Raw genomic sequence first — 13,806 nt, 5'->3', positions numbered from 1 at the left:
CAGGTAGAGCAGGGTGGACAGCGCCCCGACGGCGCAGAAGCCGAGGAGCTGGCGGGGCAGCCCGCGGTCCACGTCGGGGACGGCGGTGCGGTCCCCCGCCGGACGGCGGGGGCCCCTCCACTGATCGCGGATGTCCGGATCAGCCGACCTTCACCAGGTCGCAGACGAAGATCAGCGTCTCGCCCGGGGCGATCGCGCCGCCCGCGCCGCGGTCACCGTAGGCGAGGTGGGCCGGGATCGTCAGCTTGCGACGGCCGCCGACCTTCATGCCCTGGACGCCCTGGTCCCATCCGGCGATGACCTGGCCGACACCGAGCTGGAACTGGAGCGCGGAACCGCGGTTCCAGGAGGCGTCGAACTCCTCACCGGTGGAGAAGGCCACGCCCACGTAGTGGACCGAGACCCGGTCGCCGGCCTTGGCCTCGGCGCCGTCGCCCAGCCAGATGTCCTCCTTGACCAGGTCGGTCGGAACCGGACCCTCCGGGAAGTCGATCTCGGGCTTCTCGAGCTTGTCGCTCACGGAACTGCTCCTCATACGTACGAAACGGCCAACCGGAACAGTCTTACATCACCGCGAGGATGTCGAGGCTGAAGACCAGCGTGGACTTGGCCGGGATGCTCCCCTGCTCCTTGTCGCCGAAGCCCATGTCCGGCGGGATGACCAGCAGGACGCGGCTGCCGACCTTCTTGCCGATGATGCCTTCCTTCAGGCCCTTGACCGAGAGCTGGTCCATCGGCCAGATGACCGTCGCGTCGCTGGTGTACGTGCTCTCGAAGGACTTGTCGTCCTTCCAGGTCTTGCCGTTGAACTTGACGACGACCTGGTCGACGTCCTTCACGACCGCGCCGTCACCTTCCAGGATGTAGTTCGCGACCAGCTTGGCCGGCTCGGCGGTGTCCTTCGGAACGGTCACGGAGGGCTCCTTGCCGTCCGTGTTCGTACCGACCTTCGGCAGGTCCTTGTTGTCCTGCGCGACCTCCTTGCCCGTGGCCGAGGCCGGGACGGAGGCGCCCTTGACGATGTCCACGACGAAGACCAGCGTGGCGTTCGCCTTGATCTTCTCGCCGGAGCCCTGCGCGCCGTAACCGAGCTCCGGCGGGATCACCAGCTCGACGCGGCTGCCGACCTTCTGGCCCTCCAGGCCCTGGTCCCAGCCCTTGATGACCATGCCGGCGCCGATGCTCACGTCGAAGGTCTTGGCCTTGCTGAAGCTCTCGTCGAACGGCTCCTTGCCGTCCCACACCTGGCCGTAGTAGTTGACCTGGGCGACGTCGCCCTTCTTCAGCACCGGGCCGTCGCCCTCGCTGATGGTCACCACCTTCAGCTCCTTCGGCGGTTCGCCCTTGCCCTTCGACAGGGTGGGCTTCTCCCCGAACTTGGCACCCGTGGTGATCGCGGGCGCCCCGTTCTTCATCTGGGCGGAGTCGGAGCCGCTGTCATCGCCACAAGCCGCTGTCGACAGCAGCAGAAGGGGTACGACAAGCAGGCCGGCAAGTCGGCGCACGGGTTCCTCAGATCTCAGACGGCAAGGCGGTCGCCCGCCACTCTAAGCCGTGCGCAGGGCCCCGTACGAGAGACGTACGGGGCCCCTGGCCAAGATCAGAACATCGGCGCGGCGTCACACCGCGCCCTCACATGCCGGCGATCAGCTTCTCCACCCGGTCGTCCACCGACCGGAACGGGTCCTTGCACAGCACGGTCCGCTGCGCCTGATCGTTCAGCTTCAGGTGCACCCAGTCGACCGTGAAGTCCCGCCGCTGCTCCTGCGCCCGGCGGATGAAGTCACCGCGCAGCCGCGCCCTCGTCGTCTGCGGGGGCACCGACTTGCCCTCGAAGATCTTGAGGTCGTTGCAGATCCGCGCCGCCTGCCCCTTGCGCTCCAGGAGGTAGTACAGCCCGCGCCGCCGGTGGATGTCGTGGTAGGCGAGGTCTATCTGAGCCACCCGCGGGTTCGACATCGTCATGTTGTGCTTGCCGCGGTACCGCTCGATCAGCTGGTACTTCATGACCCAGTCGATCTCGGTCCCGATCCGGTCCAGGTCCTCGGCGTCGATCGCGTCCAGCGTGCGGCCCCACAGCTCCAGCACCTGGTCCACCACGCCGGTACGGATGCCCCGGCGCTCGGCGAAGTCCACCGCCTTGTCGTAGTACTCCCGCTGGATCTCCAGCGCCGAGGCCTCCCGGCCGCTGGCGAGGCGCACCTTGCGCTGACCGGTGATGTCGTGACTGACCTCACGGATCGCCCGGATCGGGTTCTCCAGGGTCAGGTCCCGCATCACCGTGCCCGCCTCGATCATGCGCAGCACCAGGTCGGTGGCCCCGACCTTCAGCAGCATGGTCGTCTCGGACATGTTCGAGTCCCCGACGATGACGTGGAGCCGCCGGTAGCGCTCGGCGTCCGCGTGCGGCTCGTCCCGGGTGTTGATGATCGGGCGGGAACGGGTCGTCGCGGAACTGACGCCCTCCCAGATGTGCTCGGCCCGCTGGCTGACGCAGTACACCGCACCCCGGGGGGTCTGGAGCACCTTGCCCGCGCCGCAGATCAGCTGCCGCGTGACGAGGAACGGAATGAGGATGTCCGCCAGGCGGGAGAATTCCCCGTGCCGGGCCACCAGATAGTTCTCGTGGCAGCCGTACGAGTTGCCCGCCGAGTCGGTGTTGTTCTTGAAGAGATAGACGTCGCCCGCGATTCCCTCCTCGTGCAGGCGGCGTTCGGCGTCGACGAGCAGGCCTTCGAGAATGCGCTCGCCCGCCTTGTCGTGCGTGACGAGTTCCGTCACGTTGTCGCATTCGGGAGTTGCATATTCCGGATGCGAACCCACGTCGAGGTAGAGGCGGGCGCCGTTCCGCAGGAAGACATTGCTGCTGCGGCCCCATGACACAACACGGCGGAAGAGGTAGCGCGCCACTTCGTCAGGAGACAGTCGGCGCTGTCCCCTGAACGTGCACGTGACGCCGTACTCGTTCTCCAGCCCGAAAATGCGGCGGTCCATGACTGAACATTACGCCTTCTGCCCTCTTCTGAAACCGGGTTCGCCCATGCCGTTGCGATCAGTTCCCGGCGCACGGCCCGCGCGAGCCCGCGAAAGGGACCACCGTCCAGCCGCCGTTCAGCCCATATGTCAGCCCGCCGACGGGACCTCGGACACCGCGCCGTCCGAGCCCTCCGGCGCCTTCCCGGCCGAACCCGCCACCTCCCGGCCCCGGCCCGGGGCCGCCAGCGCCCGCTGAGTGACCGTCAGGACCAGCAGCGCCGCGGCTCCCGCAATGCTCGCCACCCCGAAGCTCGCCGCCGTACCGCCCAGCTCCACGGCCGGTCCCGCCGCCGCGGTACCGATCGCGGCGCCCACCCCGAAGAAGGTGACCAGCCAGGAGAACGCCTCCGTCACCGTGCCCGCCGGAGCGTGCCGGTCCACGACGATGAACGCGCACGCGATGGCCGGCGCCAGGAACACACCGGCCAGCGCGGTCAGCGCCGTCATCGCCACCGGACCCGGTGTCAGCATCAGCGGCAGGTAGCACACCGCGAGGAGGGCGACCAGCATCCGCAGCCGCCGCTCGGGCGCGCCGGACCACTGCCGGGCGCCGTAGACCACACCGCCGACCAGCGCGCCGAGCCCCAGCGCCGCCATCAGCCAGCCGTACACCGCCTGCCGGCCGTGGTCGTCCGCGTACGCCACGCCCGCCACCGTGATGGACCCCAGCGCCGTCCCCACGAAGAAGAAGGCGCCGAGCAGCGCCAGCAGGCCCCGCGAGCGCAGGGCGCCCAGCCAGTGCGCCTCGCGCGGAGCCGACCGCCACGTACGGGAGGGCTCGCAGACCACGACGGACAGCGCCCCGAGCACACCGATGGCATTGATCACGAGCAGGGCCGCGGCCGGGTCCCACAGCGAGACGAACAGCGTCACCAGCAGCGGACCGACCGTGAACATGACCTCCTGGGCCACCGCGTCCATCGCGTACGCCGCGTGCACCTTCTCCTCGCGGCCGCCCAGCACGCTCGGCCACAGGGCCCGCAGACCGCCCTCCAGCGGCGGCGTGAACAGCCCCGCCACCACGACCGCCCCGTACGCGACGGCCACCGAGCCGGTGCCCGCGAGCGCCAGCCACACCATCCCCAGCGCGGAGACCACGGCCGCCGGCAGCTGCACCCTGGGCTGCCCGTACAGGTCCACGGCCCGGCCCAGCAGCGGCTGACCCACCGCGTTGGCCAGCCCGTACACGGCGGCCAGCGCCCCCGCGAGGCTGTAGCTGCCGCCCTCGGCGCGGGTGAACAGCACGATCGCGATCGGTGCGGTGCCGTTCGGCAGCCGGCCTATGAGCGTGCCCACCAGCAGCCTCGCGGCGTGCCGGGTCCGGAGCAGCTCCGCGTATCCCGCGGCCATGTCGGCCCCCTCCTGCCCGGCTCCCACCGGGGTAATACGTATAACTTGACGGAGTCATACGTACCATGGCCACACTCCGCCCGTCCACACACGAGACACCCCCTCGGACCCGGCCGGCACCCGCACCCCAGAAAACCAACACGCCAGGAGCACCCCTGTGACGAGACCCACCAGCCGCGACGTGGCCGCCGCCGCCGGAGTCTCCCAGGCCACCGTCTCCCTCGTCCTCGGCGGCAAATGGCGCGGCCGCGTCTCCGAACGCACCGCCGCCCTCGTCCGCGAGACCGCCACCGGCCTCGGCTACCGCCCCAACCTCGCCGCCCGCAACCTCCGCCTCGGCCACACCCGCACCGCCCTGCTCGTCGTCCCCGCCCTCACCAACGAGTTCTTCGCCCGCGTCTACACCGGCGCGGCCCGCGTCGCCGCCGAACACGGATTCGGCGTCGTCCTCTACCCCTCCCCCGACGGCACCGGCCCCGCCCGCGACCCCTTCGCCTCCGCCCGCGCCGCCCTCGACGGAGTCATCGCCTCCTCCATGGCCGCCCAGGCCCTCGACGCCCTCGGCGGCGACGGACTCCCCCTCGTCATGCTCGACAGCGACCCCGCCGCCACGACCGCCGCCGCCCACGTCAACCTCGCCATGGCCGACGGCATGCGCCAGGTCACCGAACACCTCCTGGCCCTAGGCCACCGCCGCTTCCTCCACCTCGCCTCCGCCGTCGACTCCTGGACCTTCCGGATCCGCGCCGAAGCCCTGGCCGCCCTCCTGGAGCCCCACGCCGCGCTGCGCACCGTACGGGCCGCCCTCACCGTCGACGCCGCCCGGACGGCCATGGAAGCCGCCCTGGCCGCCCCCCAGGACCGGCCCACCGCCATCGTCTGCGACGACGACATCCTCGCCGCCGGCGCCTGCAAGGCCGCCCGGCGCCTGGGCCTGCGCGTCCCCGAGGACCTCTCCGTCACCGGCTTCGACGACCTCGCCCTGGCCACCGCCGTCGAACCCGAGCTCACCACCGTCCGCCTCCCCGCCGAGCGCGTCGGCGAACAGGGCATGACCGCCCTCCTCGCCGTCCTCGACGGCGCCGCCTGGACCGCCCCCGACCTCCCCGTCGAACTCGTCACCCGCGACTCCACCGGCCCCGCCCCCGCCTGAACGCGGAAATGCCCCGGCCCACCCTCACGGGCGGACCGGGGCACCTCGCACACGAGCCCTGCTCGGCTCCTGCTCTGCTCCTACTCGGCGTCCTCGTCGGGCGCCTCGTCGTTCGACACGGCATCGGCCTGCGCCGCCGCCGGAACATCGGCCTCCAGCAGCCGCGACAACTGCCGGCCCCGGATCCGCTTGAACTTCCGCTGCTGCGCCCGCGTCCGGTCCAGCACCGCCACCTCGAGACGCTCCGCCGGGATCGTCTTGTCGGCACCGTTGGCCTGGCTGGACAGCGCCTGCACCGCCAGCTTCAGCGCCTCCGACAGGGTCATCCCGTCCTGGTGGCGCTGGTCCAGGAACGTGCCGATCTGCTCGGAGTTCCCGCCGACGGCGACCGAGCCGTGCTCGTCCACGATCGACCCGTCGTGCGGAAGGCGGTAGATCTGGTCGCCGGCCGCGGTCGCCCCGACCTCCGCCACCACCAGCTCCACCTCGTACGGCTTCTCACCGGCCGAGGAGAAGATGGTGCCGAGCGTCTGGGCGTAGACGTTCGCCAGCCCACGGGCCGTCACATCGTCACGGTCGTAGGTGTAGCCGCGCAGATCCGCGTACCGCACGCCGCCGATCCGCAGGTTCTCGTACTCGTTGTACTTGCCGGCGGCCGCGAAGCCGATCCGGTCGTAGATCTCGCTGAACTTGTGCAGCGCACGGGAGGGGTTCTCGCCGACGAACACGATGCCGTCGGCGTACTGCAGCACGACAAGGCTGCGACCGCGGGCGATGCCCTTGCGGGCGTATTCCGCCCGGTCGGCCATGGCCTGCTGGGGTGACACATAGAACGGAGTCGACACCGGCTGTCCGTCCCTTTCTTCTGGGCGACGAGGAGACGAGGAGTGGTCAGAGCAGGGCCGCGCGCGGCCCGTCGGGCTGCTCCATGCGCCGCTCGGTGATGGCCCGCGCGAGCTCCGAGGACTCCTCCTCGCTGAGCCTGCGGAAGCCCTCGTCGGTGATGACGGTGACGATCGGGAAGATCCGGCGGTACAGGTCCGGGCCACCGGTCGCCGAGTCGTCGTCGGCGGCGTCGTACAGGGCCTGCACGACCAGGGTGGTGGCCTGCTGCTCCGTCAGGTCGTCGCGGTACAGCTTCTTCATGGAACCGCGCGCGAAGATCGAACCGGATCCGGTGGCGGCGAAGCCGTGCTCCTCGGAGCGGCCGCCGGTCACGTCGTAGGAGAAGATCCGGCCCTTCTCCTTGGCCTCGTCGTACCCCGCGAAGAGCGGGACCACGGCCAGGCCCTGCATGGCCATGCCCAGATTGCTCCGGATCATGGTGGAGAGCCGGTTCGCCTTGCCCTCCAGGGAGAGGGTCGCCCCCTCCACCTTCTCGAAGTGCTCCAGCTCCAGCTGGAACAGCTTGACCATCTCCACGGCCAGGCCGGCCGTACCGGCGATGCCCACCGCGGAGTACTCGTCGGCCGGGAACACCTTCTCGATGTCCCGCTGCGCGATCATGTTCCCCATGGTCGCCCGCCGGTCACCGGCGAGCACGACCCCGCCGGGGAAGGTGGCGGCCACGATGGTCGTCCCGTGCGGCGCCTCGACGACGCCCTCCGGCAGCTTGCGGTTGCCGGGCAGCATCTCGGGCGAGTGCGAGCCCAGGAAGTCCATGAAGGACGACGACCCCGGCGTCAGGAAGGCTGCCGGTAGACGCCCTGTGCTACGAGTGTTGGGTTCCACAGGTTTCCTTCCACGTAAGCGGCTGCACGCCGTATGACGTCCGGCCGATCCTTGAACTGCCCCAAGGCTGCGTGACAGCTGAAGCACAGTACGCCTCGGACCCTACCCGTCTGATGATCGTTATCCACCTGCCCGACCGTGCGGGCTGTGTGGCAATCGGCACCGGGCCGACGGGACTTCGACGCGTCCGCCCGACGGGGCCGGCCTGCCCGGCGCCCTACGCTCCGGCGCGGACCCGGCCCGACCCCGCCTCGGCGGGCAACCTTCGATTCGAAGGCAGAACGGCCTACTGGCCACCCTTTTGCACGAAACTCCGAACGAAGTCCTCTGCGTTCTCCTCTAGGACATCGTCAATCTCGTCAAGTACGGAGTCGACGTCGTCGGAGAGCTTCTCCTGGCGCTCCTTGAGGTCGGTCGATTCCTCGACCGCCGCCTCCTCGACCTCCTCGGTCGAGCGCGTCGCCTTCTGCTGTCCGCCGCCGGTGTCCTTGGTCGCCATGTCTACCTCACCCCGCTCGGTTCGCACGCTCACACAGAGAGACCCCGGATCGGGATCCCTCAAGATCAGACCCTATGTCGGACCCTACAAGGAGGGTCCGACATTCGTCCCCGCACTTTCGTAAGTCCGGCTTCCTCTCATGATTCCCGGACCGGAGGCCTTTCAGCCCCGTTCAGCGCCCCGAAAGCACCCGCACCAGGTCCTCCGCCGTGCGGCAGCGGTCCAGGAGCTCCTTCACGTGGGCCCGCGTGCCCCGCAGCGGCTCCAGAGTCGGAACGCGCTGGAGCGAGTCGTGCCCCGGGAGGTCGAAGATCACCGAGTCCCAGGAGGCCGCCGCCACATCGTCCGCGTACTGCTCCAGGCAGCGGCCGCGGAAGTACGCCCGGGTGTCCTCCGGAGGCTTGCTCTGCGCCCGCTCCACGTCCGGCTCGGCCACCAGCCTCTTCATCTTGCCGCGGGCCACCAGGCGGTTGTACAGGCCCTTCTCGGGCCGTACGTCCGCGTACTGGAGGTCCACCAGGTGCAGCCGCGCCGCGTCCCAGTCGAGTCCGTCGCGCCTGCGGTAGCCCTCCAGGATCTCCCTTTTGGCGATCCAGTCCAGCTCCCCAGACAGGCTCATCGGATCGGTCTCCAGCCGGCCCAGGACGTCCTCCCACCGAGCGAGGACGTCCTTGGTCTGCTCGTCAGCGTCGGACCCGAAGCGCTCGTCCACGTACTTCCTGGCCAGCTCGAAGTACTCCATCTGAAGTTGCACGGCGGTCAGTGTGCGGCCGCTGCGGAGCGTGATCAGGTGCTTCAGGCCCGGGTCGTGCGAGACCTGGTGCAGGGTGCGTACCGGCTGGTCGACGGCCAGGTCGACGTTGATGAACGCGTCCTCGATCATGGACAGGACCAGGGCGGTCGTGCCGAGCTTGAGGTACGTGGAGATCTCGGACAGGTTCGCGTCGCCGATGATCACGTGCAGGCGGCGGTACTTCTCGGCGTCCGAGTGGGGCTCGTCGCGGGTGTTGATGATCGGCCGCTTGAGCGTCGTCTCCAGGCCGACCTCGACCTCGAAGTAGTCCGCCCGCTGACTGATCTGGAAGCCGTGCTCGCGCCCGTCCTGGCCGATGCCCACGCGCCCCGCACCGGTGACGACCTGCCGCGAGACGAAGAAGGGGGTCAGGTGGCGCACGATGTCCGAGAAGGGGGTCTCCCGCTTCATCAGGTAGTTCTCGTGCGTGCCGTAGGAGGCGCCCTTGTTGTCGGTGTTGTTCTTGTAGAGGTGGATCGGCTGGGCTCCGGGCAGCTGGGCCGCCCGTACGGCCGCCTCGGCCATGATCCGCTCGCCGGCCTTGTCCCAGAGCACGGCGTCCAGCGGATTGGTGATCTCCGGGGAGCTGTACTCGGGGTGCGCGTGGTCGACGTAGAGCCGTGCGCCGTTGGTCAGGATCACGTTGGCCAGGCCGATGTCCTCGTCGGTCAGCTGGCTGTTGTCGGCGGCCTCGCGGGCGAGGTCGAAGCCGCGGGCGTCCCGCAGCGGGTTCTCCTCCTCGAAGTCCCAGCGGGCGCGTCGCGCCCGGTGCATCGCCGCCGCGTAGGCGTTGACGATCTGGGACGAGGTGAGCATGGCATTGGCGTTCGGGTGCCCCGGAACGGAGATCCCGTACTCCGTCTCGATTCCCATTACTCGCCGTACGGTCATGCGGCCCTCCTTGCCCGGCGGAGCTCCTGTTCGGAGCGGCGCTCAAGTACCGCTGGTGCTCCGGTGCGTGTGCTGTGCGGTGTCCGTCCCCGCACTGCGGATGAGGCGGTACGGAAGAGCCTAGAACCACCACGCGCTGGTGGGGAGATCATTTCAGTCATTGACTTCGCGCTGTCACCGGCTGAAATGCAGTCGGTAAAGCAGTCGGCTGCGGATGCCCTGGAGGGCATCCGCAGCCGCTCCGCTTCGTCAGAGGTACTGACCGGTGTTTGCCACCGTGTCGATGGAGCGTCCGGTGTCCGCGCCCTGCTTTCCGGTGACGAGGGTGCGGATGAATACGATCCGCTCGCCCTTCTTTCCGGAGATCCGGGCCCAGTCGTCGGGGTTGGTGGTGTTGGGCAGGTCCTCGTTCTCCTTGAACTCGTCCACGCAAGCCTGGAGGAGGTGGGAGACGCGCAGACCCTTCTGGTTGTGCTCGAGGAAGGCCTTGATGGCCATCTTCTTCGCACGGTCCACGATGTTCTGGATCATCGCGCCCGAGTTGAAGTCCTTGAAGTAGAGGACTTCCTTGTCGCCGTTGGCGTACGTGACCTCAAGGAAGCGATTTTCCTCGGTTTCAGCGTACATCTGCTCGACGACGGTCTGGATCATGCTGTGGACGGTGCCGGGCCGCGAGTCCTGGTGCTCGGACAGGTCGTCCGTGTGCAGGGGCAGCGTGGCCTTCAGGTACTTCGCGAAGATGTCCTTCGCGGCCTCGGCGTCCGGACGCTCGATCTTGATCTTCACATCGAGGCGGCCGGGCCGCAGGATGGCCGGGTCGATCATGTCCTCGCGGTTGGAGGCGCCGATGACGATGACGTTCTCCAGGCCCTCCACGCCGTCGATCTCGGCGAGCAGCTGCGGGACGATCGTGTTCTCCACGTCCGAGCTGACACCGGATCCGCGGGTGCGGAAGAGCGACTCCATCTCGTCGAAGAAGACGATGACGGGGGTGCCCTCGCTCGCCTTCTCCCGGGCACGCTGGAAGACGAGGCGGATGTGCCGCTCGGTCTCGCCGACGTACTTGTTGAGGAGCTCAGGGCCCTTGATGTTCAGGAAGTACGACTTCCCCTGGGCCTGGCCGGTCACCTCGGCGACCTTCTTGGCAAGGGAGTTGGCGACGGCCTTGGCGATGAGCGTCTTGCCGCAGCCGGGCGGACCGTAGAGCAGGATGCCCTTCGGGGGCCGCAGTTCGTGCTCCTTGAACAGGTCCGGGTAGAGGTACGGGAGCTCGACCGCGTCGCGGATCAGCTCGATCTGGTCGCCCAGGCCGCCGATCTTGTCGTAGTCGATGTCGGGGACCTCTTCGAGGACGAGGTCCTCGACCTCGCTCTTGGGGACCACCTCGTAGACGTAGCCGGAGCGGGGTTCGAGCAGCAGGGCGTCGCCGGGGCGGATGGTGATGTCCAGGAGCGGCTCGGCGAGCCTCACCACCCTTTCCTCGTCGGTGTGCCCGACCACCAGGGCGCGCTCGCCGTCCTCGAGGATCTCCTTGAGGGTGACGATGTCCCCGGCCCGCTCGTACTCCATGGCCTCGACCACGTTGAGGGCCTCGTTGAGCATGACCTCCTGGCCGCGCCGGAGGTCTTCCGGGTCGACGCTGGGGCTGACGTTCACGCGGAGCTTTCGGCCTCCGGTGAAGATGTCGACGGTGCCGTCCTCGTTCGCCTGCAGGAAGACACCGAAACCGGCCGGCGGCTGGGCGAGCCGGTCGACTTCTTCCTTGAGTGCCACGATCTGGTCGCGGGCCTCACGGAGGGTATTCGCCAGTCGTTCGTTCTGAGCGGAGACGCCTGCGAGATTTGTCTGCAGCTCGACGATCCGCTCTTCGAGAATCCTCGTGTGTCGCGGAGAGTCGGCGAGCTTACGTCGCAGGACGGCGATTTCCTGCTCGAGATAGGCAACCTGGCCGGCGGGGTCCTCAGACCCTCGCCCGGGCCGGATGCCGCGGTTGATGTCGTCGTCGTGGGCTGCCACGGTCCTCACCTCCTCCAAGGGGAGCTGGACGCTTCCTGACCCTACCTGGGCTGGTGGTGATTGAAACCCCTAGATCACAAAGACGGTAGGGGTGTGTCCGATCTTCACCCTTGCGTACTCCCTCACGCCAAGGAAATACCCACCCATCAAACTCGGGAAGCGGCCGGTTGTAAGGTCGAAGTGTTCAACACCCGTCAGGGCTCGTGCGACTTGCTGCGAGTTGTGACTGGGATGGATCACTCAGCGCAGGAAACGGCAGGAGATATGACCGTGCAGCAGGAGGCTCCGACGGGCGGTGCGGGCGAGGCCGGCGAGCCGCTCGAGGTGTGGATCGATCAGGACCTCTGCACCGGGGACGGGATCTGCGTGCAGTACGCGCCGGAGGTGTTCGAGCTGGACATCGACGGTCTGGCGTACGTGAAGAGCGCGGACGACGAGCTCCTCCAGGACGCGGGGGCCAGCACTCCGGTTCCGCTGCCGCTGCTCCAGGACGTGGTCGATTCGGCCAAGGAATGTCCGGGCGACTGCATCCACGTGCGGCGTGTTTCGGACAGGGTGGAAGTCTTCGGTCCCGACGCGCAGTGACGCCTCAAACACTCCTGGCGGCCGAGTCCGTCAGCTCCTGGCGGAATTTTCCGCCGCTCCAGCGCCACTTGGCGAGCTGTTTCGTGTCGGGGCTGTAGCGGGGCACCTCGGGCGAGGAGTAGCCGAGGAGGCTGGCCGTGACGACGCCGTCGCGCACGGTGAGCTCGGTCGCGGTCTGCCTCCGGGCGGCTTCGAGCAGTGTTGCGACGACTCTGGGGCGGGCGTCCTGGCCCTGGTCGCGGACGAGGACGTAGATCGCGTGGGGCGGGGTCCCGGAGCCGGCGTCGCAGCGGACCGCGGCCACCGTCTCGGGGCGGCCGTCACCGTCGAGGTCGCCCTGGGCGGTGGCGGTGACCTTCTGCGGGGCGCCCTTGCAGTCCAGGGGGTAGGTGATCCCGGCCGCGTCGGGGGCGGCGGGAGTGTCCGGCGCGGCGGCCTGGGGGCCGTTCGGGGCCGGTTCCTCCGCGGGCGTGCCGGTGGCCGGCTGGACGAGTCCCGCGGCGGCTATGACGGCGGCCATGGCGGTGGCCGTGGCGAGCCAGTGGAGGGGCCTGGTGCTGCTGTGCGCCAGGTCTTCCGGTACCGGGGCCGGCTCGGCGGTGCTGTGCGGCACGCGGGGTGTCTCCTGTGTGAAGGGTGACGGGGAGCCAGCATCGTGCCACACCTCACACCGAGGTGGAACGGGCGGGTCCGGGTGGTGGGCCCGGCGGGCGTCCGGGCGGCGGCGGGAGCCGGTCGTCAGGACAACGAAAAGGCGCTGTGGCGCAGTTCCCGGATCTTCGGGGGAACTGCGCCACAGCGCCTATGTGTTGAGCCCGCGGGTCAGCCGCGGTCGCCCGTACGGTCGCCGGAGCCGCCGGACTGGCTGCCCGGGCCGTCGTAGTCCTCGCCGTACGCGCCCTTGGCGGGGCGGCGGCGGCGCATCGGGGGCTCGACGCCGTCCGCGAGGCGGCGTGCGGTGACGAGGAAGCCGGTGTGGCCGATCATCCGGTGGTCCGGGCGGACGGCCAGGCCCTCGACGTGCCAGTTGCGGATCATCGATTCCCAGGGCTGCGGCTCGGCGTAGCAGCCGAACTCGCGGATGGATTCGACGGTGCGGGCGAGCTGCGTGGTGGTGGCCACGTAGCAGCAGAGGATGCCGCCGGGGACCAGCGCCTTGGAGACGGCCTCCAGGCACTCCCAGGGGGCGAGCATGTCGAGGATCACGCGGTCGACGTCTGTGTCGGACAGGTTGTCCTGGAGGTCGCCCACGGTCAGCTGCCACGCGGGGTGCGGGCCGCCGAAGTACCGCTCGACGTTGGCGGTGGCGATCTCGGCGAAGTCCGCGCGGCGCTCGTAGCTGTGGAGCATGCCCTGGTCGCCGATGGCGCGCAGCAGGAAGCTGCTCAGGGAGCCGGAGCCCACACCTGCCTCCACGACGCGGGCGCCGGGGAAGATGTCGGCGAAGGCCAGGATCTGGCCCGCGTCCTTGGGGTAGACCACGGCGGCGCCGCGGGGCATGGACAGGACATAGTCGGGGAGCAGGGGACGCAGCGCGAGGTAGGCGACGTTGCCCGTGGTACGGACAACGCTTCCCTCGGGGGCACCGATCAGCTCGTCGTGCGGGAAGGAACCCTTGTGGGTGTGGAAATTCTTCCCGGCTTCGAGCGTGAACGTGTAGTGGCGGCCCTTGGGGTCGGTGAGCTGAACCTGGTCCCCGACCTCGAAGGGCCCGCGTCGGCGGGCGGCACCGGTCGGTTCGGACATGTGACC

The 13,806-nt window shown here is 69.2% G+C and carries 13 protein-coding genes and 1 pseudogene; 2 read left to right on the top strand and 12 right to left on the bottom strand.

Annotated features, from left to right (window positions below; all coding sequences use genetic code 11):
• Positions 1-139: 139 nt before the first annotated feature.
• From AB0D94_RS33490 to AB0D94_RS33475, 4 genes are all read right to left on the bottom strand, one after another.
• Positions 140-535 carry an FKBP-type peptidyl-prolyl cis-trans isomerase gene (locus tag AB0D94_RS33490; protein WP_361947788.1) on the bottom strand — a complete coding sequence of 132 codons (396 nt, stop codon included), beginning with the start codon at positions 533-535 and terminating at the stop codon, positions 140-142.
• Positions 536-563: 28 nt separating this feature from the next.
• On the bottom strand, positions 564-1,505 hold the full coding sequence (locus AB0D94_RS33485) for an FKBP-type peptidyl-prolyl cis-trans isomerase (protein ID WP_362060057.1): 942 nt from the start codon (positions 1,503-1,505) through the stop codon (positions 564-566).
• Between the two features lie 127 nt (positions 1,506-1,632).
• Complete coding sequence (gene pafA, locus AB0D94_RS33480; RefSeq protein ID WP_031153848.1) at positions 1,633-2,994, bottom strand: Pup--protein ligase; 1,362 nt, start codon at positions 2,992-2,994, stop codon at positions 1,633-1,635.
• A 129-nt stretch (positions 2,995-3,123) separates the two neighbouring features.
• Positions 3,124-4,386 carry an MFS transporter gene (locus AB0D94_RS33475; protein ID WP_362060053.1) on the bottom strand — a complete coding sequence of 421 codons (1,263 nt, stop codon included), beginning with the start codon at positions 4,384-4,386 and terminating at the stop codon, positions 3,124-3,126.
• A gap of 157 nt (positions 4,387-4,543) precedes the next feature.
• Between AB0D94_RS33475 and AB0D94_RS33470 the strand changes: the two genes are divergently transcribed.
• Positions 4,544-5,539 carry a LacI family DNA-binding transcriptional regulator gene (locus tag AB0D94_RS33470; RefSeq protein ID WP_362060049.1) on the top strand — a complete coding sequence of 332 codons (996 nt, stop codon included), beginning with the start codon at positions 4,544-4,546 and terminating at the stop codon, positions 5,537-5,539.
• Positions 5,540-5,619: 80 nt separating this feature from the next.
• Here the strand turns inward: AB0D94_RS33470 and prcA are convergent, their stop codons facing one another.
• From prcA to arc, 6 genes and pseudogenes are all read right to left on the bottom strand, one after another.
• Positions 5,620-6,384 carry a proteasome subunit alpha gene (gene prcA / locus AB0D94_RS33465; RefSeq protein ID WP_362060044.1) on the bottom strand — a complete coding sequence of 255 codons (765 nt, stop codon included), beginning with the start codon at positions 6,382-6,384 and terminating at the stop codon, positions 5,620-5,622.
• A 46-nt stretch (positions 6,385-6,430) separates the two neighbouring features.
• Positions 6,431-7,270, bottom strand: coding sequence for a proteasome subunit beta (gene prcB / locus AB0D94_RS33460; protein ID WP_362060040.1), 840 nt, complete (start codon positions 7,268-7,270; stop codon positions 6,431-6,433).
• Positions 7,222-7,398: pseudogene (locus AB0D94_RS33455) on the bottom strand (endonuclease domain-containing protein); the annotation flags it as partial. The pseudogene AB0D94_RS33455 and the gene prcB, both read right to left, overlap by 49 nt.
• Positions 7,399-7,556: 158 nt before the next feature.
• The gene (locus AB0D94_RS33450) at positions 7,557-7,769 is read right to left on the bottom strand and encodes a ubiquitin-like protein Pup (protein WP_030016348.1); all 213 of its coding nucleotides are present in this window, start codon (positions 7,767-7,769) and stop codon (positions 7,557-7,559) included.
• Positions 7,770-7,941: 172 nt separating this feature from the next.
• Positions 7,942-9,453, bottom strand: coding sequence for a depupylase/deamidase Dop (gene dop, locus AB0D94_RS33445; protein ID WP_362060036.1), 1,512 nt, complete (start codon positions 9,451-9,453; stop codon positions 7,942-7,944).
• Between the two features lie 249 nt (positions 9,454-9,702).
• Complete coding sequence (arc, locus tag AB0D94_RS33440) at positions 9,703-11,469, bottom strand: proteasome ATPase (RefSeq protein WP_362060033.1); 1,767 nt, start codon at positions 11,467-11,469, stop codon at positions 9,703-9,705.
• Between the two features lie 264 nt (positions 11,470-11,733).
• On the opposite strand from arc, the gene AB0D94_RS33435 reads away from it, so the two are divergent.
• Complete coding sequence (locus AB0D94_RS33435) at positions 11,734-12,054, top strand: ferredoxin (protein ID WP_362060030.1); 321 nt, start codon at positions 11,734-11,736, stop codon at positions 12,052-12,054.
• A gap of 4 nt (positions 12,055-12,058) precedes the next feature.
• Here the strand turns inward: AB0D94_RS33435 and AB0D94_RS33430 are convergent, their stop codons facing one another.
• Entirely contained in the window at positions 12,059-12,574 is a 516-nt protein-coding gene (locus AB0D94_RS33430; RefSeq protein WP_362060061.1) for a hypothetical protein, read from the bottom strand.
• A gap of 302 nt (positions 12,575-12,876) precedes the next feature.
• Entirely contained in the window at positions 12,877-13,800 is a 924-nt protein-coding gene (locus AB0D94_RS33425) for a tRNA (adenine-N1)-methyltransferase (protein WP_362060027.1), read from the bottom strand.
• Positions 13,801-13,806: the final 6 nt, after the last annotated feature.

It is taken from the genome of Streptomyces sp. NPDC048255 (assembly GCF_040652415.1).
Classification (GTDB): Bacteria; Actinomycetota; Actinomycetes; order Streptomycetales; family Streptomycetaceae; genus Streptomyces.
This window is presented reverse-complemented; position numbering and strand designations above follow the sequence as displayed.

Bases quoted from the DNA above. Each gene is read 5' to 3' on its own strand.
- AB0D94_RS33490 (WP_361947788.1), bottom strand. From the start codon at position 535: ATGAGGAGCAGTTCCGTGAGCGACAAGCTCGAGAAGCCCGAGATCGAC.
- pafA (WP_031153848.1), bottom strand. From the start codon at position 2,994: ATGGACCGCCGCATTTTCGGGCTGGAGAACGAGTACGGCGTCACGTGC.
- AB0D94_RS33475 (WP_362060053.1), bottom strand. From the start codon at position 4,386: ATGGCCGCGGGATACGCGGAGCTGCTCCGGACCCGGCACGCCGCGAGG.
- AB0D94_RS33450 (WP_030016348.1), bottom strand. From the start codon at position 7,769: ATGGCGACCAAGGACACCGGCGGCGGACAGCAGAAGGCGACGCGCTCG.
- dop (WP_362060036.1), bottom strand. From the start codon at position 9,453: ATGACCGTACGGCGAGTAATGGGAATCGAGACGGAGTACGGGATCTCC.
- AB0D94_RS33435 (WP_362060030.1), top strand. From the start codon at position 11,734: ATGACCGTGCAGCAGGAGGCTCCGACGGGCGGTGCGGGCGAGGCCGGC.
- AB0D94_RS33430 (WP_362060061.1), bottom strand. From the start codon at position 12,574: ATGGCCGCCGTCATAGCCGCCGCGGGACTCGTCCAGCCGGCCACCGGC.
- AB0D94_RS33425 (WP_362060027.1), bottom strand. From the start codon at position 13,800: ATGTCCGAACCGACCGGTGCCGCCCGCCGACGCGGGCCCTTCGAGGTC.